Below are 21,685 nucleotides of genomic sequence, written 5' to 3'. Positions count from 1 at the left end.
CCGCCGGGTCACGGATCGGCGACAGTTGCCGGGGTCCCTGACGGCACGGGGCCCGGTGCCGGACACTGTCCCGGTGAGTGACTCCGGCTTCGTCGACGAGGCCCCCATCGGCGCCCCTGACGGCGCCTCCGACGGCGCTGAGCGCGCGCGGGTCGCACGGAGGCGACGGCGTCCGGGCCCGGCGGCCATCGTCCTCGGCGTGCTCCTCGTCGGCCTGGTCGCCTTCGGTGGCTGGGCCTGGTCGAGCCGCGTCCACGCCGACGACGTTGCCGCCTACGAGTCGCTCGCGCGCGAGGTCGACGTGCTCGACCGCTCCATCGTCCCGCTCGGGCACAGCGAGCTCCCGCCGTGCCGCGAGGGCGTCGACGGGCGCATCACCCGCACCTACCCGCCCTCGACCGGGCCGCAGGCCGCCGAGCTCGTCGGCTACCTCGAGCAGTCCGGCTGGACCGTCCGGCCGGCCGCCCCGCCGGCCTTCGCCCACCTGACGCGCACGGCGTCGTGGCACACGCTGAGCATCGACGTGGTCGCGGCGACCGAGTCCTCGCTCGTCGAGTCGCTCACGGCGACGAGCCCGGCCGGTGGCTTCGGCTGCCTCCTGCGCTGACCGCCTGACCGCCGCCCCACCCGAGTGAGCGCCCCGCCCCACTCGAGTGAGCGCCCAGTCACACTCGAGTGGCCGCGTCGTCACACGCGTCCCACGACGGACCGTGACCGATGCGTGATCCACCGCACGGGTCACATGGTGGGAATGACGCGGCCGACGGCACACGGCGGTGGGACGCTGGTCCACATGCGCGCGGTGACCCAGAGCAAGAAGCTGCAGAACGTCTGTTACGAGATCCGTGGTCCCGTGCTGGCCGAGGCCAAGCGGCTCGAGGACGAGGGGCACCGCATCCTCAAGCTCAACATCGGCAACCCGGCTCCGTTCGGCTTCGAGGCGCCCGAGGACATCCTCGTCGACGTGATCCAGGAGCTGCCGACGGCGCAGGGCTACAGCGACAGCAAGGGCATCCTCTCGGCCCGGCGCGCCGTCAAGCAGCACTACGAGGTCCGCGACTTCCCGCCGGTCGGCGTCGAGGACATCTACCTCGGCAACGGCGTCAGCGAGCTCATCGTCATGGCGATGCAGGGCCTGCTCGACAACGGCGACGAGGTGCTGATCCCGGCCCCCGACTACCCGCTGTGGACCGCGGCCGCGAGCCTCGCCGGCGGCAACGCCGTCCACTACGTCTGCGACGAGCAGGCCGGCTGGGCGCCCGACCTCGACGACATCCGCAGCAAGATCACCGACCGCACGCGCGCCATCGTCGTCATCAACCCGAACAACCCGACCGGCGCCGTCTACCCGCGCGAGGTGCTCGACGCCATCGCCCAGGTGGCGCGCGAGCACGAGCTGATCATCATGGCCGACGAGATCTACGACAAGATCCTCTACGACGGCGCGACGCACACCTCGATCGCGGCCCTCGCGCCCGACCTGCTGTGCCTCACCTTCAACGGCCTGTCCAAGGCCTACCGCGTCGCCGGCTTCCGCTCGGGGTGGCTCGCGATCACCGGGCCCAAGGAGCACGCGCGCAACTACCTCGAGGGCCTCGACATCCTCGCCAACATGCGCCTGTGCGCCAACGTCCCGGCGCAGCACGCGATCCAGGTGGCGCTCGGCGGCTACCAGTCGATCAACGAGCTGATCCTGCCCGGCGGCCGCCTGCTCGAGCAGCGCAACGTCGCCTGGGAGATGCTCAACGAGATCCCGGGCGTGTCGGTGACCAAGCCCGAGGGGGCGCTCTACCTCTTCCCGCGGCTCGACCCCAAAATCCACGACATCCGCGACGACGAGCGCTTCGCCCTCGACCTGCTGCGCGACCAGAAGATGCTCATCGTGCACGGCACCGGCTTCAACTGGGCGACGCCCGACCACTTCCGGCTCGTCTTCCTACCGCGCGTCGAGGACCTCGAGGACGCCGTCGGACGCCTCGAGAAGTTCCTCTCGACGTACTCCCAGTAGGCGGGTCGGGTCAGCGGGAGGTGGCCCACCACTTGAGGAGCAGGGCGAGCACGACGCCCCACACGACGGTGAGCAGCAGGCTGATGCCGGCGGCCAGCAGCGCGGGTCGGCGTCCGCCCGGCTCGCGGCGCACGAGGCTGATCCCGGCGAGCGCCAGACCGAGCAGCTGCGGCAGGAAGACGAACCCGAACACGACGGCCGACAGCGACGCGACGACCGCACCCCGGGCGATCGGCGCCTCGGCGGCCAGCCGCGCGGACGCGGCGCCGCGGGGACGATCGGGCTCGCTCACGCGTTCAGGGTAACGATGAACACGAAGACACCGGCGCACGCTCCGCGGCCGTATGCCGTCCGCTCGGCACTGCGCGGGACGCTCGCTGCCGGGGCCGGCCTCGTGGTCGTCCTGTCCCTCGCCGCCTGTGGCGGGTCGGACCCGACCCTCGGCGACCTGCCGGCGGGGATCGCAGACGCTCGGCCGAGCATCTCGGCTGAGGAGGCGCAGTTCGTCCTCGCCGCGCAGAAGCTCGGGGCGTCGGTGACGGGCGCCACCGTCGACGACGACATCGAGACCGGGACGACGACGTGCTGGGCCCTGAAGAACGGCGGCGTCGAGCTGGCCCAGATCGCGGTCGACGACGGCGACAAGCCGCTCGGCAACACCGGGGACGCGCTGCGCGCGAAGCAGCTGATGGCCGCCGGCGTGCAGGCGTTCTGCCCCGACTACGACGACCAGGTCTCCCAGCTGAAGCTGCCCTGAGGGCACGCCGCGAGGCCGTCCTCGGGTCGGGCTCAGGTCGGCCCCGGATCGTCAGATCCAGCCGGGCGGTGCCGGCACGACGATGCCGACGATGCCGGGCAGGCTCCCGGCCCGACCCAGGTCGACGACCGGCCCCGCCGTCGACCGCGCCGCGATCTCCCGGCACTCGATGCCGATGCACCAGCGTGGCACGCGGCCGTCCTGCTCGAGACGGACGGCCATGAACAGGGTGCTCGCCATGAGCCGGCCCGAGCGGGTGTCCTTGAGCGCGGGGTCCTGGTAGACGACGACGGTCGGCGGGGCGGTCCCGGTCGGGTGCGCCGTCGCGGCCTCGGCCATCGCGGCATACTGCCGGCGCGTGTCCTGGTGCCTGCCGATGTCGGCGCGCCACGTCAGGACCCCGCACCCGGCGAGCACCGCGAGCAGCGCCGTCGCGACGCGTGCGGTGGGCGGTATCCCGGGCTGCCTGGTGGGCACTGGTCCGACGTGCGCCCTGGAGCCCGCACCCCGGTCGACGAGGAGCAGCGCGACGGCCAGCACCGCCGCGAACCACGTCCACAGCTGACCGCGGGCCTCGGTGACGAGGCCGGTCGCGAGGGTCTGCGCGGCGTCGACGCCGCACGCGACGGCGAGAGCGAGGAGGAGACGCTGCAGCCGGGGGCGGACGAGCGGGTCCCTCCAGCCGAGGGCGACGGCGACGACGGCGACGAGTGCGACCCACCACTGCGCGGCCCAGAGCGAGCCCGTGGCCGACAGCCACCGACCGGCGTTGACGCCGAGGGCGTCGAGCGAGGTCAACGGGTTGGCCTGACGCCAGGCGGCGACCTCGATGCCGAAGTGCCCGTTGACGACCCAGTTGAGCGCGTAGGCCACCGCGACACCAGCGGCGAACCCGGCGGCCCAGCCGACGACGACGAGAAGCACCTTGCGCCACGGGGCGTCACGGAGCGACACGACGGCGAGGACGAGCAGCACGAGGGCGATCGGCGGATAGGTGAGCACGGCGGCGATGCCGCTCAGGACGAGCCAGACCGCGAGCCACCGCCCCGAGCGAGCGGCTCGGGGCAGGAGCCAGACCGTCCCGGCGGCCACGAGGGCCGAGGGCGTCAGCGCCCCGGGCCAGTAGAGCAGCTGGACCCAGACCGGTGAGGCGAAGAGCGCCACGCCGAGGAGAGCGTCGACGGCGGGTCGCGGGCGCACCCCGGCCCGGTGGAGCAGCCGCCAGATGCCCGCCACGAGCAGCGCGTAGGCGGCGGCATACGTCAGGGCGGCGGTCGTGACGGTGCCGTGCTGACCGACCAGCCACCACCAGCCGGAGTTGAGCCAGCGCCCCTCGCTGACGTTGTAGTACGACGGGGGGACCGCCCCCGGAGAGCCCTCGGGCAGCAGGAACGCCCAGTCGTCCTGGCGGATGAAGGGAGTGACCGCCTGAGCGACCCCCTCGGTCACGAGGAACGCGGCGGCGATGACGGCGACGACGCGCAGGCGCACGCCGAGCCGCGGCGTAGCGCCCGGCAGGCGCACACCTCGGCCTTCGGAGGCGGGGGCGATGGTCTCGGTCGACATGGTGGTGGCGCTCACGGGGTCGGGACGACACGAACCTGCCGTCGGTGTCGGTGATCCATAGGTACCCAAAGAGTGCCTCCACCGCATCCGGTGCCCGCCTCGCAGACGCTCGCAGGGGCCGGCCCGGACCGCGCGTCCCGGAATACGGCGGCCCGGCCGGCCCGTTGGCACCCACGTGAGTCCTGCCCCGAGAGCCCAGCTGAACATCCTCGATCTCGTCCCCGTCCTCGACGGTGGCACGGCCGGTGAGGCCATCGCCTCGACGGTCGACATCGCGAGGCACGCCGAGAAGTGGGGCTACCAGCGCTACTGGATGGCCGAGCACCACAACATGCGCGGGGTCGCGTCGAGCTCGACGGCCGTGCTCATCGGCCACGTCGCCGACCAGACCGAGACCATCCGCGTCGGCGCCGGCGGCATCATGCTGCCGAACCACGCGCCGTACGTCGTCGCCGAGCAGTTCGGCACGCTCGCCACGATCCACCCGGGCCGCATCGACCTCGGGCTCGGCCGCGCCCCGGGCACCGACCCCTTCACGACCCGCGCCCTGCGCCGCAACGAGGCCGCCGCGATGAACTTCGCCGGCGAGGTCGAGGAGCTCATCGGCTACCTCGGCGACCCGGACCCCGACGCCAAGGTCCGCGCCATCCCCGGTGAAGGCACCCACGTGCCGATCTGGATCCTCGGGTCGAGCCACGGCGGCGCCCAGGTGGCCGCCGCCCTCGGCCTGCCCTACTCCTTCGCCTCGCACTTCGCGCCGGCCGCGCTGATGAGCGCGCTCGAGGTCTACCGCTCCCGCTTCACCCCGTCGACCGAGCCCGGCGGCCTCGACGCCCCCCGCTCGATGGCCGGCGTCAACGTCATGGTGGCCGACACGACGGCCGAGGCCGAGCGGCTCTTCACGAGCGTCCTCCAGCGCTTCCACGGCATCGTCACCGGCCGACGGGCCGGGCTGCCCGAGCCGGAGGGCGACATCGCGAGCCTCATGGCGCAGTGGTCTCCGGCCGAGCGCCAGGCCGTGAGCGAGATGACCCGGGTCTCGCTCGTCGGCACGCCCGACGAGGTGCGCGACGGTCTCGCCGGCTTCGTCGAGGCCACGGGCGTCGACGAAGTCATCGTCACGTGCGGCGCCCACGACCACGAGGCACGTCTGCGCTCCTACGAGCTGCTCGCGGACGCCTGGCTCTGAGCGACGGACGCGACGAGCCGCCACCCCCCACCTCTGAGAGGCTTGCACCATGACCGAGAGCACGACCGAGAGCACGACCGAGAGCACGACCGCGAGAGACCCGAAGGACCTGCGCCGCGTCACCCTGACCCGCGACAGCGTCGGCCGCTACACGGCCCGCAACGACCGCGGAGGCTCGATCACGTTGAGCTCCGGCACCGAGGAGCTCTCGCCGGTCGAGCTGCTCCTCGCCGGCATCGCCGGCTGCACCGCGGTCGACGTCGACACCGTGACGACGCGCCGCGCCGAGCCCGAGCAGTTCGAGATCGAGGTGACGGCCGACAAGGTCAAGGACGAGCACGGCAACCACCTCCAGGACATCGAGGTGCGCTTCCGGGTGCGTTTCCCCGAGGGTGACGGCGGCGACGCGGCGCGCGAGATGCTGCCCAAGCTCGTCAAGCGCTCGCACGACGAGTGGTGCACCGTGAGCCGCACCGTCGAGCTCGGGCAGCAGGTCACGACCACCGTCGAGTGACCGAGACCCGCCGTCCCCGAGGGCGTATGCCGTCAGGCGTGGTGGGCGGCGTCGAGCCACTCGATGGGGTCGCCCCACCCGAGCCGGCTGACCCCGTGCTTGTCGAGCGCGCGCACCGCGAGGGTGCGCCGGTGCGCCGCGAACGTCAGGACGTGCGCGACCATCGCGCCGTAGGAGCAGACGTAGGGCGGGTCGCACGACGCGTCGACGAAGACGTCGTCGAGCCGACCCTCCTCGATCGCGTCGCGCACGTGGCCGAGGAAGACGGGTGCGGCGTCGGCGAGACGGCGGCGCGCCGACGTCAGCGACTCGTGCTCCTCGACGGAGAAGTCGTAGTCGCGGCTCGCCATCGTCGCGTTCCACATCGCCATCTGGCCGACGAGCCGGCTGATGATGCGCCGCAGGGTCGACGGGTCGGGATCGTCGTCGACGTTGATGACGATCGGCTCGTCGAGCTGTTCGTCGGTGAGCTGGCCGGCGCACTCGATGAGCTGGCCGGTCAGCCAGATGTGGTGCTCGACCATCCTCTGCACGAGGTCCATGGCAGTGACCTTTCGCTGGGCCGGGAGGCGTATGCCGCCGGGCGGGTGGAAGTGGATGTCGTTGGCCGCCTCGAGACGGATCGTCCCCGGACGTCCGCGCCACGCGCTCGGCGTCGTGCCGTAGGCGCGACGGAACGCCCGGGTGAACGCCTCGTGCGAGCCGTAGCCCGCCTCGACCGCGACGTCGAGGACGGAGAGGCGGCTCGCCGCGAGGCGGTAGGCCGAACGCTCGAGCAGCACCCTGCGGCGCAGGGAGCTCGGCGCCTCGCCTGCGCCCGCGCTGACGATGCGGTCGAGGTGGAACCGTGACAGGTGCAGCCGGCCCGCGATCTGCTCGCCGGTCAGGTCGGGCTCGTCGAGGGTGTCGACGAGCACGTCCAGCCAGGCGCTGAAGGTGTCACGGGAGCCGGTCACGTCACGATCCTGCGCGACCCGGCCCCACGCGTACTTGATCGGGTTTGCTCTGTCGGCAAGGACGCCCGCTCAGGGGTAGACGACGACCTTGTCACCGATGCGCACCGCGAAGAAGAGCGCCTTGACCTGCGCGTGGTCGGCGATGTTGACGCAGCCGTGGCTCGCGCTGGCGTAGCCGAGCCGCGCGAAGTTCGACGAGTAGTGCACGGCCTGGCCGCCGGAGAAGAACATCGAGTAGGGCATCGGCGTGAAGTAGAGGTTGGAGATGACGTACTCGTACTTCCGGGAGACGCTGAAGGTGCCCTCGCGCGTCTCCTTGCCGGGGCGGCCGAAGCGGGCCCACATGGCCGTGAGCGGCTTGCCGTTCACGACCCACGTCAGGGTGCGGGTCGACTTGTCGACGCACATGACCCTGCCGGTGCGGCAGCGCTTGTCGAGCGAGGAGAGCGTCGGCACGAGCGGGCGCAGGCCCGCGTAGTAGCGGTGCTGGTCGAAGGTGCCGGGGGTGTAGGTCAGGGCCCGCAGGCGCGCCCACGTTCGGCTGTCGACGACACCCGACTGCGGCACGTCGTAGGCGCGCTGGAAGGCGAGCACCTTCTGGCCGAGCGTCCAGCCGTAGGTGCCGGAGAACGCATACGGCCAGAGGCCCTTGGCGCCGAGGCGTCGCTGGAGCTCGCGGACGTTGGCGGCGGCCGCCGTGCGGCCGAGCACGACCGGGGACGTCGACATCGAGACGAGCCGGCTCCACGTGCGCTGGTCGAGCACCCCGGACTGGGGGAGGTTCTGGTCGCGCTGGAAGGTGAGCACCTTCTGGCCGAGGGTCCAGCCGTAGTAGCCGGACACGGCGTAGGACCAGTAGGACGCCTTGACGGCACGCAGGCGCGACTGGAGGTCCTTGACGGCGTAGCCGGACGAGCCCTCCTTGAGACGGGTCGCGGTCGCCGTGAGGGCGAGGAGTCGGCTCCAGGTGCGCTGGTCGACGACGCCGGTGCGAGGGAGGGACTGGTCGGTCTGGAAGGCGAGGACCTTCTGGCCGAGCGTCCAGCCGTAGTAGCCGGAGACGGCATACGTCCAGTACGACGCCTTGACGAGGCGCAGGCGCACCTGGAGGTCCTTGACCTTCCAGCCGGAGCTGCCGGCCGCAATGACGACGGGGCTCGGTGCGGGCGGCGGCGGGGTCGTCGTCGTGGGGCTCGACGTCGTCGTGGTCGACGTCGTGGTGGACGGCGTCGTCGTGGTCGTCGTCGTGCTGCTGGAGGTCGTGGTCGTCGTGGCGTCGGCGACGGTGCTTCCGCCGGTCGAGCCCGTCGAGCCCGTGGACGTCGAGGTGCCGGGCGGTGTCGGCGTGCCGGTCAGGTCGTCGGCGCGGGCGGCCGGAGCCGTCACGGCGAGTGCGATGACCGCGAGCGTGGCAGCGACGCTGCCCACGGTGCGATTCCTGTCCATGCGGATGGTCCTCATGGTGTCCCCTGGTGTCCTGACCGCGCGACGGCGGGTGTGAGTCGGCGCGATCGCGCCCTTCATTGTGGCAGGCGAACCGGGCTTTGGCGCGGCGTGCCGACACCTCCCCGGACGCGTCGGCGTGCCGAAAGGTTGTCGCGGTCCGGCGACCGGTCGGAAGGGGAGGGGGTCAGGCTCCCGGGAGGCGGCGGACCGTGAGGATCTGCTCGGCGCGACCGACGGGGCCGCGCTCGTCGTGCAACGTCGTCGAGGTCAGCCCGAGACCTGTCGGGCCCATCGTCACCCGGGTGTCGAAACCGACCCATCCGCGGACCGGCTCGCGGAAGAGGTGCACGCTGAGGTCGACGTTGGGGAACATCCACTCCCGCGGCGAGACGCGCACGGCGATGCCGTTGGCGGTGTCGGCGAGGCGCACGAGATCGGCTGTGGGAGAGCAGGTCTCGCCGTCGACGAGGGGATTGAGCGCGCGGATCCAGGCCCGGGTCCGGCCCGGGCGACGCTCGGCGTCGACCCGGAACTCGAGCCCCTCGATGTAGCCGCCCTCCCAGGTGTCGGCCCCCTCCCAGGGGCGCATCTCGTCGGGTCGGGGGATCGGCTCGAGCTCCACGCCGGCCACGGGCTCGGAGTCGTGGGCGGCGAGCCTCCACGCGTGGGCGCGCACGACGGGGCGGTCGTCGACGAGCAACGTCGCCTCGACGAGCTCGATGGTGCGACCGGGGCGCGTCGTGCGCACCTCGACCCGGCTCGGTCGCGCCGGGATCATGCCGAGGATGTCGAAGGAGATGCGCGCCAGCTGCATCCCCTCGCGTGGCTCGTGGAGGTCGATCTCGTGGGCGAGGATGCCGCTGACGGGAGCCATGTGCTGCTCGTCGTCGCGCCAGGCGCCCTGCACGTGCACGGTCGGGGCGTAGCGGCCGCGGTCGAGCCGACGGTAGAAGGCCGGGGTGTCGCGGTCGAGCTCGAAGCCGGTGCTGTCGCGGGTCTCGCTGGTCACCCGCCCACCCTAGGTGTCGGTGGGTGCCGCTCAGACCGCGCCGTCGGAGAGGCCGAGCCCGAGGTCGACCATGCGGACGAGGCGCGGCGCGAGCTCGTCGACGGCGCCGGGCGGCAGGTCGCGCAGCGGGCCTTCGAGGGCGAGCATCGCCATGCCGTGCACGGCGGACCACGCGAGCAGTTCGGCACCGGGACGCTCGTCGTCGGACATGACGCCGGCGTCGACCATGGCGTCGAGGGAGTCGGCGAGCAGCTGGAAGGGGGTGCGCCCGCCCGTGCCGGCCGCGTCCGGGGAGGCGGCCCGGCTGAGGTCGACCGGAACGGCGAACGCCGCGCGGAACAGGCCCGGCTCGTCCATCGCGAAGCGCAGGTAGCCGACGCCGACGGCCCGGAAGCGGGCACGCGCCCGCTGGCCCGTCTCGAGGTCGTCGGGCACGGCGTCCATCGTGGCGCCGATGACGTCGGCGGCACGTGCCTGGGCGCGGGAGACGACCTCGCCCAGCAGCGCGTCACGGTCGGCGAAGTGGCGGTATGCCGCATTGGCCGAGACCCCGACACGGCGCGTCGCCTCGCGCAGGACGACCTTGTCGGGCCCGCCCTCGCGGGCGAGGTCGGTGCCCGCCTCGAGCAGGGCCCGGCGCAGGTCACCGTGGTGGTACGTCGCCCGCGCCGGCGGGGTGCCCGACGGGTCGGGTGCCGTGCCGGGTGCCGGGTCGGCGTCGAAGGCGGCGGACGTGCTCACAGCCCCATCATGCTCCGGGGGGTCCCGGCGGGCCTCACCCGGCTGCGGGATGGGACGGGGGTGTCGCGAGGCCGCGCTGGGTCAGCACGGTGCGGAGCAGGTCGGGGCGGTTGGTGATGAGACCGTCGACGCCGAGGTCGACGAGACGACCCATGTCGTCCTCGTCGTCGACGGTCCACGGCACGACGGCGAGCCCCGCGGCGTGCGCCGAACGGACGAGCGCGGCATCGACGGGGAGGTCCTCCCGCGGCGACAGGGCGACGACACCGGCGATGCGGGAGGCGGCGCGCACGACGTCGCCGCCCACGTCGTCGACGTCGATGCCGCCCAGCCACGGGGACGCGCCCTCCTGGCCCCGCTCGAGCCGCTCGGGGGAGACGAGGGCGACGAGCCGGGCTCGGGGCGCGATGCGGTGGACCGCGGTCAGGCTCGCCCAGTCGAACGACTGGATCGTCGCCCGGCCCGCGACGCCGCCCTCGTCGAGCACGGCCCACACCTTCGCCGCGTACGCGGCACGCGGCACGGTGAGCCCGAGGTCGTCCGCCTGCACCTTGATCTCGACGTTGAGCCCGACGTCGTCGGCGCCGCGCTCGCGCAGCAGGTCGACGACCTCGCGGAGCTCGGGCACCGTCGCGCCGGACACGGCGCGCTGGTCCGGGTGTTCGGGGGTCGGTTGGTAGCCGCAGTCGAGCGTGCGCACCTGCGCGAGCGTCAGGAGCCGGAAGGGCTTGCCGGAGTAAGGAAAGAGGTCGTCGGACGGGGCCGCCCGCGACGTGTCGCGGCACGTGTCGGGGTTGACCCGGTTGTCGTGGGCGACGACGACGGCACCGTCGCGGGTGACCTGCGCGTCGAGCTCGAGGGTCGTGACGCCGATGTCGAGCGCGCGCGAGAAGGCCTCCAGGGTGTTCTCCGAGGTCAGGTCCGCGCCGCCGCGGTGCGCCTGGAGGTCGAAGGTGCGGGCCAGTCTGGTCGGGGCGTCCGCGGGAGCCCCTCCGTCGCCCGCGCAGCCGGCCACGCCGAGAGCGAGGGCAAGGACGATCCCGCCGCCGAGCGCCGTCACGGCACCCGGACGCGGCACTCCTCGCGTGTCCACCACGTCGTCAGAAACCGAAGCGCCGGGCCGTCGCACGCACGGCATCCGCGGACACCCGCAGGCCCGACAGCTCATCGTCGGTCATCGGCACCTCGACCCGGTCGCCGACGCCGCCGGCGTGGACGATCGCCGGCACCGACAGGCAGACGTCGCTGATGCCGTAGTAGTCGTCGAGCAGCGACGAGACGGGCAGGATGCGGCGCTCGTCGTAGAGGACCGCCTCGATGATGCGCGTGGCGGCGAGGCCGATCGCGTAGTTCGTCGCGCCCTTGCCCTCGATGACGCGGTAGGCCGACTGCACGACGTCGGTCGCGATGCGGTCGCGGGCCTCCTCGTCGAGGGCGATGCGTCCGTCCGACGTGCGCCACTGCAGGAGCGGCACGGAGCCGATGGTCGCGGACGACCACAGCGGCAGCTCGGAGTCGCCGTGCTCGCCGATGACGTACGCGTGCACGCTCTGGGCTGCGACGCCCGTGTGCCCGGCGAGGAGGAAGCGCAGCCGCGACGAGTCGAGGACCGTGCCCGATCCGAAGAGCCGCTCGGCCGGCAGCCCGGACACCTGGAGCGCGGCATACGTCACGACGTCGACGGGGTTGGTCACCATGACGTGCACGGCGTCGGGAGCGACCTCGACGAGCCGCGGCAGGATCGCCCGCATGATGCCGATCGTCGACTCGGCGAGGTCGAGCCGGGACTGCCCGGGCTTCTGCTTGGCCCCCGCCGTGAAGACGATGACGTCGGAGTCGGCCAGCACCTCGACGTCGTCGGAGCCGTCGACGTGAGCCATCGGGACGAACTGGATGCCGTGGCTGAGGTCGAGCGCCTCGGCGCGCACCTTGGCGCTGTTGACGTCGAACAGCGCGACGTTCTGGGCGACACCACGCATCAACGCGGCATATGCCAGCGTGGCGCCGACGGCGCCGGCCCCGACGATCCCGAGCTTCGTCGTGCGGCGGCGGGTGCTGCCTGCCGGTGTCTCCACGGTCATCGTCGGTCCTCCGTCGCTCGTGCACGTCGTCGCTGCGAGTGTGTCAGCCTGACGGCATGACTGGTGAGGGACCGCGGCTCGTCCTCGTCGTCGGGCTGCCCGGCGCGGGCAAGACGACGCTGGCGAGGCGTCTCGAGACCGAGCGTCCCGCCGTGCGGATGAGCCCCGACGAGTGGCTGCGCGACCTGCGCATCGACCCGCTCGACGGCACCTTCCGCGACCTGCTCGAGCACCGGCTCTGGGACGACACCCGACGGCTCCTGCGCCTCGGCGTGAGCGTCGTGCTCGAGTACGGGCTCTGGGCCGAGGCCGAGCGTGAGGAGAAGCGCGAAGCGGCCCGGGCACTCGGCGTCGGGGTCGAGCTGCACGTGCTCGACCTGCCCGTCGAGGAGCTCTGGGCGCGGATCGAGCGTCGCAACCGCGACGGTTCCCCCGGCTCCGTGCCCATCACGCGCGCGCAGCTCGACGCCTACCTGCCGTGGTGGCACGCCCCGTCCGAGGAGGAGCGGTCCCGCTACGACGCCCCTCCGGGCTCCTGACGCGTGTCGAGGGTCGGCGGGTCCCGGCGTGTGACGATGGGGTCGTGGACCTGCCCGTGGATGCCGTCCCGTCGATGGACGGCTATCCCGTGGCGCCCCCGCCGCTGCGCCCGCCCGTCGTCTTCGACCAGATCTGGCGTGACCTGACGTTCGTCCACTGGCCCGTCGACCCGGGCTCCGTGCGCCACCTCTTCCCTGCGGGCACGCGCCCGGACGTCTTCGCCGACGGGCGCACGTACGTCGCGCTCGTCCCCTTCGTCATGGACGGCATGCGGCTCGGTCGGGCGCCCTCACCTCGGCTGCCCTGGCTCGGCAGCTTCCTCGAGACGAACATCCGGCTCTACTCGGTCGACGACGCCGGGCGGCACGGTGTGCTCTTCCGCTCGCTCGAGACCGAGCGCGCCCTCGTCGTCCTCGGCGCTCGCGCCGGCCTCGGGATCCCCTACACGTGGGCCCGGATGCGGCTGCGCCGCGACGGTGACGTCGTGACCTACACGAGCCGGCGCCGAGCCCCGGCCCGCGGACTGCGCAGCCTCCTCACGGTCCGCGTCGGTGAGCCGGTCGAGCCGACGCCGCTCGAGACCTGGCTCACGGCCCGCTGGGGCGCCCACACCCGCGTCGCCGGGCGCACGCTCTGGGTGCCCAACGAGCACGGGCCGTGGCCGTTGTATGCCGCCGACGTCGTCGAGCTCGCCGACGACCTTCTCGGGGCGAGCGGTGTCACCCCGGCCGGGCCGCGGCTGCGCGCGTTGTGGTCACCCGGAGTGGCCACGCGGTTCGGGCGCCCGGCCCGGGTGGCGTGACGCCCAGGTCGTGACGGCTCAGGCGAAGAGCTCGTGGAGGCACTCGCCGAACATCGTCGTGTGCGCCTCGACGTCGGCGGCGCTCGTGGCCGGGCTCATCAACGCCATGTTGTGGAAGGGCGTCAGGAGGATCCCGCGGTTGAGGGCGTAGAGGTGGAGGTACTGCTGCAGTTCGAAGTCGTCGGCGTCGTGCGCCTCCTGGCCGTCGTGCGAGGGTCGACCCGAGAAGTTGTACTCCGCCCGCGCGCCGAGCCGCGTGACGTGCCAGTCGGCACCGACCGCGTCGATGCCGGCCTGCACCCCGTCGGCCCACGCGTCGGCGAGCGGCACCATGTGCTCGAACGCCTCGGCCGTCATGACCTGCTCGAGCGTGGCCTTCATGGCCGCCATCGACAGCCCGTTGCCGGCGAGCGTACCGCCGATGCCGCCCACGTCGATGTCCTCGAGCTCGATGGAACGAGCGATCCGGTCGGCGATGTCCCGGGTGAAACCGAAGGTGCCGCAGGGGATGCCGCCACCGATGGACTTGCCGATGACGAGCAGGTCGGGATCGAGACCGTGCGCGCCGGTGTAGCCGCCGGGGCCCGCGCAGATCGTGTGCGTCTCGTCGTTGACGAGCACTGCGCCGTAGCGGGTGGCGAGCTCGCGCACGCCCTCGTTGTAGCCGGGGTCGGGCAGCACGATGCCGATGTTGGTCAGGGCCGGCTCGACGAGGATCGCCGCGACGTCGCCGTGGGCCAGGGCGCGCTCGAGCGCCTCGAGGTCGTTGAACTCGACGACCCGCGTCGTCTCCGACGTGTCGACCGGGGCGCCGATGTTGCTGCGCCGGTCGACCGTCGAGCCGTCCGGGCCCAGCGTCGCGAAGGCCTCGTCGACGGAACCGTGGTAGCACCAGTTGTGGACGACGACCTTGCTGCGACGGGTGAGGTGGCGGGCGTAGCGGATCGCGTGGCGGTTGGCGTCCGTGGCGGTCAGCGTGAACTGCCAGTAGGGCAGACCGAAGCGCTCGGCGAGGCCGGTCGAGACCGCGATGGCGTCCTCGGTGGGCAGCATCGTCGTGATCCCGCGGGAGAGCTGACGGGTCACGGCCTCGACCGTCGGTGCGGGGGAGTGCCCCATCATCGCCCCCGTGTCACCGAGGCAGAGGTCGACGTGGTCGATGCCGTCGACGCACGTGAAGTGCGCCCCCTCGGCGTGCTCGACGAAGACCGGGAAGTCGCCCGGCCACTTGACCATCCAGCTCATCGGGACGCCGCCGGGCATGTGTGCGGCCGCCTGCTCGGCCAGGGCCCGGGAGCGTGGCCGCGCCCCGGAGAAGGCTGTCCGCTCTCGGGCGTGCAGCTCGGCGAGACGGGCGCGATCCACGGTGCTCATGCCCGCATCATGCCCCGCCGAGCGACGCGGCGGAAGTGATGGCCCAAACCTCGCCGGACCGCGGATTCCGTAGGTGTTGGAAGGGGATTCAAGCGAAAAGGCACAGGTTCCCAGGGCTTGCGGAAGGCCTGGGAGGTGGCATGATCCCGCCCATGCCCCCGAGCGGTTACCGCGGCCTCAGCCTCTGGCACGACACGATCGACGACATCGAGCCGCGCCCGTCGCTCGACACCGACATCGACGTGGACGTCGCCGTCGTCGGGGCCGGCTACACGGGCCTGTGGACGGCCTACCACCTCGTCGCTGCCGACCCGACGATCCGGGTCGCCGTCATCGAGAAGGAGGTGGCCGGCTTCGGCGCCTCGGGCCGCAACGGTGGCTGGTGCTCGGCCCTCTTCCCCGCGTCGCTCAAGCGGATGGCCGCCGAGCGCGGGCGCGACGCGGCGGTGCGGATGCAGCACCTGCTCCACGACACGGTCGCCGACGTCGGCCGGATCGCCGACGCCGAGGGCATCGACTGCCACTTCGACCAGGGCGGCTACCTCTCGGTCGCGCGCAACCCGGCCCAGCTCGAACGGGTCCGCGAGGAGGTCGCCGACCATCGCGAGTGGGGCTTCGGCGAGGACGACCACCGTCTCCTCGACGCGCACGAGGTCACCGCGGTCGCCGGCGTCAGCGACGCGCTCGGCGGCTCGTTCACCCCGCACTGCGCGGCCATCCACCCGGCGCGGCTCGTCCGCGGGCTCGCCGATGCCGTCGAGCGCCGCGGCGTCGTCGTCCACGAGCGCACGACGGCCGTCGACGTGCGCAGCCGACGCGTCGTCACGCCGCACGGCACGGTGCGTGCCGAGCACGTCGTGCTCGCGACCGAGGGCTACACGCCGACCGTCGCGGGTCGCCGCCGCGCCATCGCACCGATCTACTCGCTCATGACCGCGACGGAGCCGCTGCCGGACGACACCTGGGCGCAGATCGGCCTCGACAAGCGCACGACCTTCGCCGACAACCGGCACCTGACGATCTACGGCCAGCGCACCCGGGACGGACGGATCGCCTTCGGCGGCAGAGGCGCTCCCTACCACTACGCGTCCAAGGTCTCCCCGCTCTATGACCGCGACGAGCGCGTCCACGCAGCCCTGCGCCGGATCCTCCTCGAGCTCTTCCCCGTCCTCGACGGCGTCACCTTCACGCATGCCTGGGGCGGCAACCTCGGCGTGCCACGCGACTGGTTCCCGTCGGTCCGTCACGACCGCCACACCGGCCTCGCCTTCGCGGGCGGCTACGTCGGTGACGGCGTGGCCACCTCGGCGCTCGCGGGCCGCACGCTGGCCGCGATGATCCGCGGCGACGACCCCGAGGGCCTGGCGACGCTGCCCTGGGCGGGGCGCACGTCGCGCGACTGGGAGCCCGAGCCGCTGCGCTGGCTCGGCGTCAACGCCGTCACCGCGCTCATGACCTCGGCCGACTGGTCGGAGCGCCGCACCGGCCGCCCCTCCCGGGCCGCCTCGGCCTTCTGGACGGCGCTCGGCCAGTAGCTGCCATCTGCCTCGATGGGCGGCCACCGGTGACCCCAACACCTGTCCGGTGGCACCCGGGCTCCGCGTCGGTGTCACCGAACCCTGCCAGATGCCCGCCGCCACAACGGCCTCCGTCATGCGACGGCGCGCTAGGTTCGGAGAATGCTGGACAGCGAGAGCGGTCCCGACCCCGACGTGGTGGTCGTCATGGGAGTCTCCGGGAGCGGGAAGTCGACGGTTGCCAAGGGTCTGTCGACCGTCCTCGGGTGGGAGTTCGCCGAGGGCGACGCCTTTCATCCCGAGGCCAACGTCGCGAAGATGCGCAGCGGCACGCCGCTGACGGACGAGGACCGTTGGCCGTGGCTGGAGGCGATCGGGGCGTGGATCTCGCGCAAGGAGAGCCGGGGCGAGTCGGCGGTGGTGACGTGTTCGGCCCTGCGCCGTGTCTACCGCGACCTGCTCCGCGAGGGCAGACCACACGTCCGGTTCCTGCACGTCACGGCGGAGTCCGATGTCATCCAGGAGCGGATGGAGCACCGCCCTGGCCACTACATGCCACCGTCCCTGCTGCCCAGCCAGCTGGCCACGCTCGAGCCGCTCGAAGAAGACGAGCCCGGAGTGACCATCACCAACGAGGGGAGCGCCGCTCAGGTCCTGGACCGGGCGCTGACCGCCCTCGGCCACCGGAAGGAGCACGCCTGATGTCTCTGATCGCAGTTCCCGCTGCAGTGTCCACGGCCATTCCGGGCGGACTGCCGGCCGCCGACGCGCCCCCGGTGTATGCCGGTAACGCGCAGCTCGTCGCGGCGTGCATCCTCGGCATCCTCGCCGTCGTCGTCCTCATCACGTGGGCGAAGGTCCACCCGTTCCTGTCGCTCATGCTCGGGTCGGCGGTGCTTGGAGCCGTCGCGACGATGCCGGCCGGTGAGACGGTCAAGAGCTTCGTGGCCGGCTTTGGCACGACGGCCGGGGCCGTCGGCATCCTCATCGCGCTCGGGGCGATGATCGGCAAGCTGCTCGAGGACTCCGGCGGCGCCAACCGGATCGTCGGGACGATGGTCGGACGCGTCGGGCCGGGTCGGCTGCCTTGGGTGATGGCAGCCATCGCTGCCATCCTCGGGTTGCCGTTGTTCTTCGAGGTGGGCGTGGTGCTGCTCGTGCCGGTGGTCGTCCTCGTGGCCCAACGAACAGGGCTGTCCTTGATGAAGGTCGGCATCCCTGCCCTGGCAGGGCTTTCGGTGCTTCATGGGTTGGTGCCGCCGCACCCCGGCCCGCTGACCGCGATCGGTCTGCTCAGCGCCGACCTCGGGCGCACGTTGATCTTCGGCATCATCATCGCGATACCGACCGTGGTGGTGGCCGGACCGCTGCTCGCGCGCTTCGTCGACCGGTGGGTGCCCAAGTCGGCGGACGACCTCGTGCTGCTCGGCACGGCATCCGCTGGCGCAACCGCCGCGTCCCGGACCGCGGTGCCCGCCGGCGCTCGGGCCACGGGCCGCGGGACCGCGGTCGCAGGTCCTTCCGGCGACGATGGCCCTGAGACCGGCGGCGCTCGGCGCGGGGCCACCGGTGAGGATGCCGGCGCCAACCGCGGGCTGGGCTCCTTCGAGGAACCGCTGGCGCCCGGGCGCAAGCGCGTCGGCTTCGCGACGGCCATCATCGGCATCACCCTGCCGGTGGTCCTCATGCTGGTCGACGCCATCACCAAGCTTCTCGTCACCGACGAGGAGACCGGGGTCCGCCAGACGATGGACTTCATCGGGACTCCCATCGTCGCCCTGCTCATCGCGGTGCTCTACTGCTACATCGCCCTGGGCCTCGGGTCGGGCCTGAACAAGGGCCAGGTCAGCGACTCGGTCGGGTCCGCGCTGCCCGCGATCGCGAGCATCATCCTCATCGTCGCCGCCGGTGGCGGGTTCAAGCAGACGCTGATCGACGCCGGGGTCGGCAACGTCATCAAGGACTGGGCCGAGGGCGTCAGCATCTCGGTGCTGTTGCTCGGATGGCTCGTGGCTGTGCTCATCCGGCTGGGTACGGGGTCGGCCACGGTCGCCACCATCACCGCGGCGGGCATCGTCGCGCCGCTCGCGCCGACCTTGTCGGCCAACCACCTCGCGCTGCTCGTCCTCGCGATCGGATGCGGCTCGCTGTTCTTCTCACACGTCAACGACGCCGGGTTCTGGCTCGTCAAGGAGTACTTCGGTCTGACCGTGGGCGAGACGATCAAGTCGTGGTCCGTCATGGAGACCGTCATCTCGGTGTTCGGCTTTGCCCTCGTCATGGTGGCCAGCGTCATCGTCACCTGACCGAGGTGCGTCCGGTGTAGGCGCCGTCCGTCAGCACCGGCACGAGCGACGACGCATCGAGCTCGGCCGCGACCGCCACGTCGTCGGGCCAGCCCTGCTCGACGAGCTCGAGGCCGCTCGCGCACGCGTGCAGGGCCTCGTCGACCCGGTGCTCCACGGCGAGCCACGCCGCGCCGGCGGCCTCGGCCTCGGGGCTGAGCAGGAGGGGTCCGCCTCGGTGCTCGAGGAGGCCGGCCAGGGCGGCGACGACCGCTCCCGCACCCCACAGGTCCTCGACGGCCGGGCGCAGGGACCCGTCGGGCCAGCGCTCACCGCTCGGGACGACGAGGACCGCCGGCTGCGACGCCGGACCGTGCGACCGCCGGGACGCGTCGAGCCAGTCGACGATCCAGCCGGCCACCGCAGCGCGGTTGCGCAGCGAGGCCGCCACGACGTCGGCCCCGGCGCCGGCCAGCACGGCGGTGGTCGTCGAGCCGTTGGGCGAGGGCAGGACGAGGTCGCCCAGCGGTCCGGCCGCACGGATCGAGGCCGGGGACAGGCTGACCCCGCCGTCGACGCGGGCCTCGGACCGACCTCGGGCGAGCGTCGCGCCCACCCCGTCGGCGAAGGCCCGGGCCGACCCGTCCTTCCAGCGGTAGGGGTGCACCCGGATGCCCGCGTCGACGGCGACGGACACGCACGTCGTGAAGCTGAGGACGTCGACGACGACCGCGCACACGGGAGAGCCCGCGGCGACGGCATACGCCGTCTGGGCCTCGGCGGCGCCGGGTCCCCAGTCGAGTCGGACGACGTGCCGGTCCTGCGCGTGCCACGGCTGCATGGCACCAACCTAGGGGTGGCTCAGCCGCCGAACGTCTGGGTCCAGTACGTGCCGTAGGTGCCGCCCGTCGCATAGCCGACGCCGAGGTCCCGGTAGGCGCAGTCGAGGATGTTCGCCCGGTGCCCGGGACTCGCCATCCAGGCGCGGATGACCTCCTTGGCGCTCGTCTGGCCGGCCGCGATGTTCTCGGCGATGGCGCCGCCGTCGTAGCCCGCGGCGCGGATCCGCTGGGCGAAGGTCACCCCGTCGGGGCTCGTGTGCGAGAAGTAGTCGCGGCTCGCCATGTCGTCGCTGTGACCCTGCGCGGCGTGCCGGAGGGCGGCGTTCGCCGACACCGGGCCGCAGCCGGCGCGGGATCGCTCGACGTTGACGAGGGCCACGACCTGCCGGGCGACGCCGGCCCGTTCCGGCGGCGCCGGCCTCGTCGAGGGCGCTGGACCGATCGGGCTCGTCGGGCCGGCCGTTCCCGACGGCTGCGGGGAGGAGGTCGGAGCCGGCTGCGGGGCGGTGACGAGAGGAGCCGGGGCGCGGGTGGTGAGCGAGGGCTGGGGTGACGACGTCGACGTCGAGGTCGATGGTGTCGTCGCCGGCGTCGAGGGCGTGCGTCCGGGCTCGGTGGCGTCGGCGACGCGGCTGCTCGGGGTGACCACCGGCACCGAGGGCGTGGAGGGTGTCGACCGGTGGCCGGGACGCAGCCCACCGGACTCGTGGAGGATCGCGAAGCCGCCCATGACGAGCAGCGCGGACAGCGTCAGGGTCACCACCGCGGCGCGCCGCGACCCCATGGCCGCGGGATCGGTGTGCCGTCCCATGTGCGCCTTTCGTCGTCCAGCGAGCGGTACCTTACGCGCCCCGCGGCCGCGGGAGGACGATGGGCGCGCCCGCGCTCAGCCGGCGTCGAGCTCGCGCACGAGGCGGGCCGGTGCCGTCAGCCGGTAGGAGGCGTCGACGAGCTCGGCGACCTCCTGCCAGTCGACCTCCTCCGGCGGGCCGCACGCACGCAGGTCGAGCCCGACCCAGCCGGACGGACCCACGTAGGCAGGGTCGTAGAAGCGTCCGTCACCGAGCAGGGCCGGCCGCTCGCCGGCGTCGGGGAGCACGAGGACGGACTGGCGGTAGGGCTCCGGGTCGTGGTCGCCCTTGACGGTGCCGCCGTAGGTGACGAAGACCTTCGTCGTGAAGAAGCTCGGCCGCCCGTGCGACACCTTCTCGTCGGCGCCCGGCAGCGCCAGGCAGATCTCGCGGACCCGGGCCAGATAGGGGTCCGCGCCGTCGAACATCAGGGGGTGCGCCACCCGACCACGGTAGGGCCGCGGCACCCCTCAGAGGTGCCTCAGGCGCCGCAGACCCCGCCGCAGCCACCCGCGCCGCAGCCGCCGCCGCACCCGCCGCCGGCAGGGACCGGCTCCGGCACCTCGTGCCGGGTCGACCACGCGGTCTCGAGGGCCTGGGTGAAGACCTCGACGGGTTGGGCGCCGGAGACGCCGTACTTCCGGTCGAGGACGAAGAAGGGGACCGACTCGATGCCGAGCATCTTGGCCGTGGCCTCGTCGCTGCGCACGTGGTTGCCGTAGTCGTCGGACTCGAGCATCTCCCGCACGACGTCGCCGTCGAGACCGATCTCGGTCGCGAGCCGCACGAGGACGTCGCGGTCGCCGACCGCGAGGCCGTCGGTGAAGTAGGCGCGCATGAGCCGTTCGTGGGCGGCGTCGGCCAGCCCCTGCTCGGCGGCGAGGTGGACGACCCGGTGCGCGTCGAAGGTGTTGCCGTAGCGGGCGTGCTCCCAGTTGAAGGTCAGACCCAGCTCGGTGGCCGCCGAGGCCATCGACTCGTGCTGGGCGACCGCCTGCTCGCGCGTCGTGCCGTACTTGGCGGCGACGAGGTCGACGAGCGCGACCTCCGACGCCGGCTCGGCGTTGCGGTCGAGCTCGAAGCTGTGCCATGTCACCTCGACCTCGTCGGCGTGCTCGAACTGCGCGAGCGCGCCCTCGAGGCGGCGCTTGCCGAGGTAGCAGAACGGGCACACGATGTCGGACCAGATGTCGATCTTCACGGTCGT

At 72.7% G+C, this 21,685-nt stretch carries 23 protein-coding genes; 10 read left to right on the top strand and 13 right to left on the bottom strand.

All coding sequences use genetic code 11. The features are described from left to right. Nucleotides 1–73: 73 nt before the first annotated feature. Nucleotides 74–607, top strand: coding sequence for a hypothetical protein (locus ASH01_RS05360; RefSeq protein ID WP_056772214.1), 534 nt, complete (start codon nucleotides 74–76; stop codon nucleotides 605–607). A 186-nt stretch (nucleotides 608–793) separates the two neighbouring features. Beyond that, nucleotides 794–2,008: a pyridoxal phosphate-dependent aminotransferase gene (locus ASH01_RS05355; RefSeq protein ID WP_056772762.1), complete on the top strand. Its 1,215-nt coding sequence runs from the start codon at nucleotides 794–796 to the stop codon at nucleotides 2,006–2,008. Between the two features lie 10 nt (nucleotides 2,009–2,018). Here ASH01_RS05355 and ASH01_RS05350 read toward each other — a convergent pair whose 3' ends face one another. Then, on the bottom strand, nucleotides 2,019–2,300 hold the full coding sequence (locus ASH01_RS05350) for a hypothetical protein (protein WP_056772212.1): 282 nt from the start codon (nucleotides 2,298–2,300) through the stop codon (nucleotides 2,019–2,021). Between the two features lie 15 nt (nucleotides 2,301–2,315). Here ASH01_RS05350 and ASH01_RS05345 point away from each other — a divergent pair, with 15 nt between their 5' ends. Next, a complete protein-coding gene (locus ASH01_RS05345) occupies nucleotides 2,316–2,765 on the top strand; it encodes a DUF732 domain-containing protein (protein WP_056772209.1) in 450 nt (149 codons plus the stop codon). 51 nt (nucleotides 2,766–2,816) lie between these two features. On the opposite strand, the gene ASH01_RS05340 is transcribed toward ASH01_RS05345, so the two are convergent. Continuing rightward, on the bottom strand, nucleotides 2,817–4,346 hold the full coding sequence (locus tag ASH01_RS05340; protein ID WP_056772206.1) for a hypothetical protein: 1,530 nt from the start codon (nucleotides 4,344–4,346) through the stop codon (nucleotides 2,817–2,819). A 160-nt stretch (nucleotides 4,347–4,506) separates the two neighbouring features. Between ASH01_RS05340 and ASH01_RS05335 the strand changes: the two genes are divergently transcribed. Then, nucleotides 4,507–5,520 (top strand): LLM class flavin-dependent oxidoreductase, encoded by a 1,014-nt coding sequence (locus ASH01_RS05335; RefSeq protein WP_235508517.1) that lies wholly within the window; start codon nucleotides 4,507–4,509, stop codon nucleotides 5,518–5,520. 49 nt (nucleotides 5,521–5,569) lie between these two features. After that, nucleotides 5,570–6,034: an OsmC family protein gene (locus ASH01_RS05330; protein ID WP_200958952.1), complete on the top strand. Its 465-nt coding sequence runs from the start codon at nucleotides 5,570–5,572 to the stop codon at nucleotides 6,032–6,034. A gap of 32 nt (nucleotides 6,035–6,066) precedes the next feature. On the opposite strand, the gene ASH01_RS05325 is transcribed toward ASH01_RS05330, so the two are convergent. The 6 genes from ASH01_RS05325 to ASH01_RS05295 all read right to left on the bottom strand — a co-directional run bounded on the left by ASH01_RS05325 (nucleotide 6,067) and on the right by ASH01_RS05295 (nucleotide 12,267). Continuing rightward, nucleotides 6,067–6,990 (bottom strand): helix-turn-helix transcriptional regulator, encoded by a 924-nt coding sequence (locus ASH01_RS05325; RefSeq protein ID WP_056772203.1) that lies wholly within the window; start codon nucleotides 6,988–6,990, stop codon nucleotides 6,067–6,069. A gap of 69 nt (nucleotides 6,991–7,059) precedes the next feature. Further along, the gene (locus ASH01_RS22385) at nucleotides 7,060–8,436 is read right to left on the bottom strand and encodes a L,D-transpeptidase family protein (RefSeq protein ID WP_156415437.1); all 1,377 of its coding nucleotides are present in this window, start codon (nucleotides 8,434–8,436) and stop codon (nucleotides 7,060–7,062) included. A 184-nt stretch (nucleotides 8,437–8,620) separates the two neighbouring features. Beyond that, nucleotides 8,621–9,445, bottom strand: coding sequence for a thioesterase family protein (locus tag ASH01_RS05310; RefSeq protein ID WP_056772197.1), 825 nt, complete (start codon nucleotides 9,443–9,445; stop codon nucleotides 8,621–8,623). A gap of 30 nt (nucleotides 9,446–9,475) precedes the next feature. Then, nucleotides 9,476–10,186 carry a TetR/AcrR family transcriptional regulator gene (locus ASH01_RS05305; protein ID WP_056772195.1) on the bottom strand — a complete coding sequence of 237 codons (711 nt, stop codon included), beginning with the start codon at nucleotides 10,184–10,186 and terminating at the stop codon, nucleotides 9,476–9,478. A 34-nt stretch (nucleotides 10,187–10,220) separates the two neighbouring features. Then, entirely contained in the window at nucleotides 10,221–11,279 is a 1,059-nt protein-coding gene (locus ASH01_RS05300) for a glycerophosphodiester phosphodiesterase family protein (protein WP_162263862.1), read from the bottom strand. Between the two features lie 7 nt (nucleotides 11,280–11,286). Continuing rightward, nucleotides 11,287–12,267, bottom strand: coding sequence for an L-lactate dehydrogenase (locus tag ASH01_RS05295; protein WP_056772192.1), 981 nt, complete (start codon nucleotides 12,265–12,267; stop codon nucleotides 11,287–11,289). Nucleotides 12,268–12,323: 56 nt separating this feature from the next. Here ASH01_RS05295 and ASH01_RS05290 point away from each other — a divergent pair, with 56 nt between their 5' ends. Continuing rightward, nucleotides 12,324–12,806, top strand: a complete 483-nt coding sequence (locus ASH01_RS05290; protein WP_056772190.1) for an AAA family ATPase — start codon at nucleotides 12,324–12,326, stop codon at nucleotides 12,804–12,806. 44 nt (nucleotides 12,807–12,850) lie between these two features. Then, nucleotides 12,851–13,609, top strand: coding sequence for a YqjF family protein (locus ASH01_RS05285; protein WP_200961748.1), 759 nt, complete (start codon nucleotides 12,851–12,853; stop codon nucleotides 13,607–13,609). A gap of 18 nt (nucleotides 13,610–13,627) precedes the next feature. On the opposite strand, the gene ASH01_RS05280 is transcribed toward ASH01_RS05285, so the two are convergent. After that, on the bottom strand, nucleotides 13,628–14,983 hold the full coding sequence (locus ASH01_RS05280; RefSeq protein ID WP_056772187.1) for an aspartate aminotransferase family protein: 1,356 nt from the start codon (nucleotides 14,981–14,983) through the stop codon (nucleotides 13,628–13,630). Between the two features lie 152 nt (nucleotides 14,984–15,135). On the opposite strand from ASH01_RS05280, the gene ASH01_RS05275 reads away from it, so the two are divergent. The 3 genes from ASH01_RS05275 (at nucleotide 15,136) to ASH01_RS05265 (ending at nucleotide 18,806) form a co-directional block, all read left to right on the top strand. Then, nucleotides 15,136–16,518, top strand: a complete 1,383-nt coding sequence (locus ASH01_RS05275) for an NAD(P)/FAD-dependent oxidoreductase (protein WP_056772750.1) — start codon at nucleotides 15,136–15,138, stop codon at nucleotides 16,516–16,518. A 144-nt stretch (nucleotides 16,519–16,662) separates the two neighbouring features. Further along, the gene (locus ASH01_RS05270) at nucleotides 16,663–17,202 is read left to right on the top strand and encodes a gluconokinase (RefSeq protein ID WP_056772184.1); all 540 of its coding nucleotides are present in this window, start codon (nucleotides 16,663–16,665) and stop codon (nucleotides 17,200–17,202) included. Continuing rightward, on the top strand, nucleotides 17,202–18,806 hold the full coding sequence (locus tag ASH01_RS05265) for a GntP family permease (RefSeq protein ID WP_082619402.1): 1,605 nt from the start codon (nucleotides 17,202–17,204) through the stop codon (nucleotides 18,804–18,806). The genes ASH01_RS05270 and ASH01_RS05265 overlap by 1 nt, the downstream gene beginning before the upstream one ends. Here the strand turns inward: ASH01_RS05265 and ASH01_RS05260 are convergent. The 4 genes from ASH01_RS05260 to ASH01_RS05245 form a co-directional block, all read right to left on the bottom strand. Continuing rightward, nucleotides 18,799–19,626 (bottom strand): 2-phosphosulfolactate phosphatase, encoded by an 828-nt coding sequence (locus tag ASH01_RS05260; RefSeq protein WP_056772181.1) that lies wholly within the window; start codon nucleotides 19,624–19,626, stop codon nucleotides 18,799–18,801. The two genes, ASH01_RS05265 and ASH01_RS05260, sit on opposite strands and share 8 nt — an antisense overlap. Before the next feature lie 20 nt (nucleotides 19,627–19,646). Further along, the gene (locus tag ASH01_RS05255; RefSeq protein ID WP_056772178.1) at nucleotides 19,647–20,438 is read right to left on the bottom strand and encodes a CAP domain-containing protein; all 792 of its coding nucleotides are present in this window, start codon (nucleotides 20,436–20,438) and stop codon (nucleotides 19,647–19,649) included. A gap of 75 nt (nucleotides 20,439–20,513) precedes the next feature. Beyond that, on the bottom strand, nucleotides 20,514–20,921 hold the full coding sequence (locus tag ASH01_RS05250; protein WP_056772176.1) for an MmcQ/YjbR family DNA-binding protein: 408 nt from the start codon (nucleotides 20,919–20,921) through the stop codon (nucleotides 20,514–20,516). 38 nt (nucleotides 20,922–20,959) lie between these two features. Then, nucleotides 20,960–21,679 (bottom strand): DsbA family oxidoreductase, encoded by a 720-nt coding sequence (locus ASH01_RS05245; protein WP_056772174.1) that lies wholly within the window; start codon nucleotides 21,677–21,679, stop codon nucleotides 20,960–20,962. Nucleotides 21,680–21,685 lie beyond the last annotated feature (6 nt).

Origin of the sequence: Terrabacter sp. Soil811 (genome assembly GCF_001429655.1) — a bacterium.
Lineage (GTDB): Bacteria > Actinomycetota > Actinomycetes > Actinomycetales > Dermatophilaceae > Terrabacter.
This window is presented reverse-complemented; position numbering and strand designations above follow the sequence as displayed.

Coding starts and splice junctions, on each gene's coding strand:
- ASH01_RS05265 (WP_082619402.1), top strand. CDS start 17,202: ATGTCTCTGATCGCAGTTCCCGCTGCAGTGTCCACGGCCATTCCGGGC.
- ASH01_RS05255 (WP_056772178.1), bottom strand. CDS start 20,438: ATGGGACGGCACACCGATCCCGCGGCCATGGGGTCGCGGCGCGCCGCG.
- ASH01_RS05270 (WP_056772184.1), top strand. CDS start 16,663: ATGCTGGACAGCGAGAGCGGTCCCGACCCCGACGTGGTGGTCGTCATG.
- ASH01_RS05330 (WP_200958952.1), top strand. CDS start 5,570: ATGACCGAGAGCACGACCGAGAGCACGACCGAGAGCACGACCGCGAGA.
- ASH01_RS05290 (WP_056772190.1), top strand. CDS start 12,324: ATGACTGGTGAGGGACCGCGGCTCGTCCTCGTCGTCGGGCTGCCCGGC.
- ASH01_RS05295 (WP_056772192.1), bottom strand. CDS start 12,267: ATGACCGTGGAGACACCGGCAGGCAGCACCCGCCGCCGCACGACGAAG.
- ASH01_RS05345 (WP_056772209.1), top strand. CDS start 2,316: ATGAACACGAAGACACCGGCGCACGCTCCGCGGCCGTATGCCGTCCGC.
- ASH01_RS05260 (WP_056772181.1), bottom strand. CDS start 19,626: ATGCAGCCGTGGCACGCGCAGGACCGGCACGTCGTCCGACTCGACTGG.
- ASH01_RS05275 (WP_056772750.1), top strand. CDS start 15,136: ATGCCCCCGAGCGGTTACCGCGGCCTCAGCCTCTGGCACGACACGATC.
- ASH01_RS05355 (WP_056772762.1), top strand. CDS start 794: ATGCGCGCGGTGACCCAGAGCAAGAAGCTGCAGAACGTCTGTTACGAG.
- ASH01_RS22385 (WP_156415437.1), bottom strand. CDS start 8,436: ATGGACAGGAATCGCACCGTGGGCAGCGTCGCTGCCACGCTCGCGGTC.
- ASH01_RS05280 (WP_056772187.1), bottom strand. CDS start 14,983: ATGAGCACCGTGGATCGCGCCCGTCTCGCCGAGCTGCACGCCCGAGAG.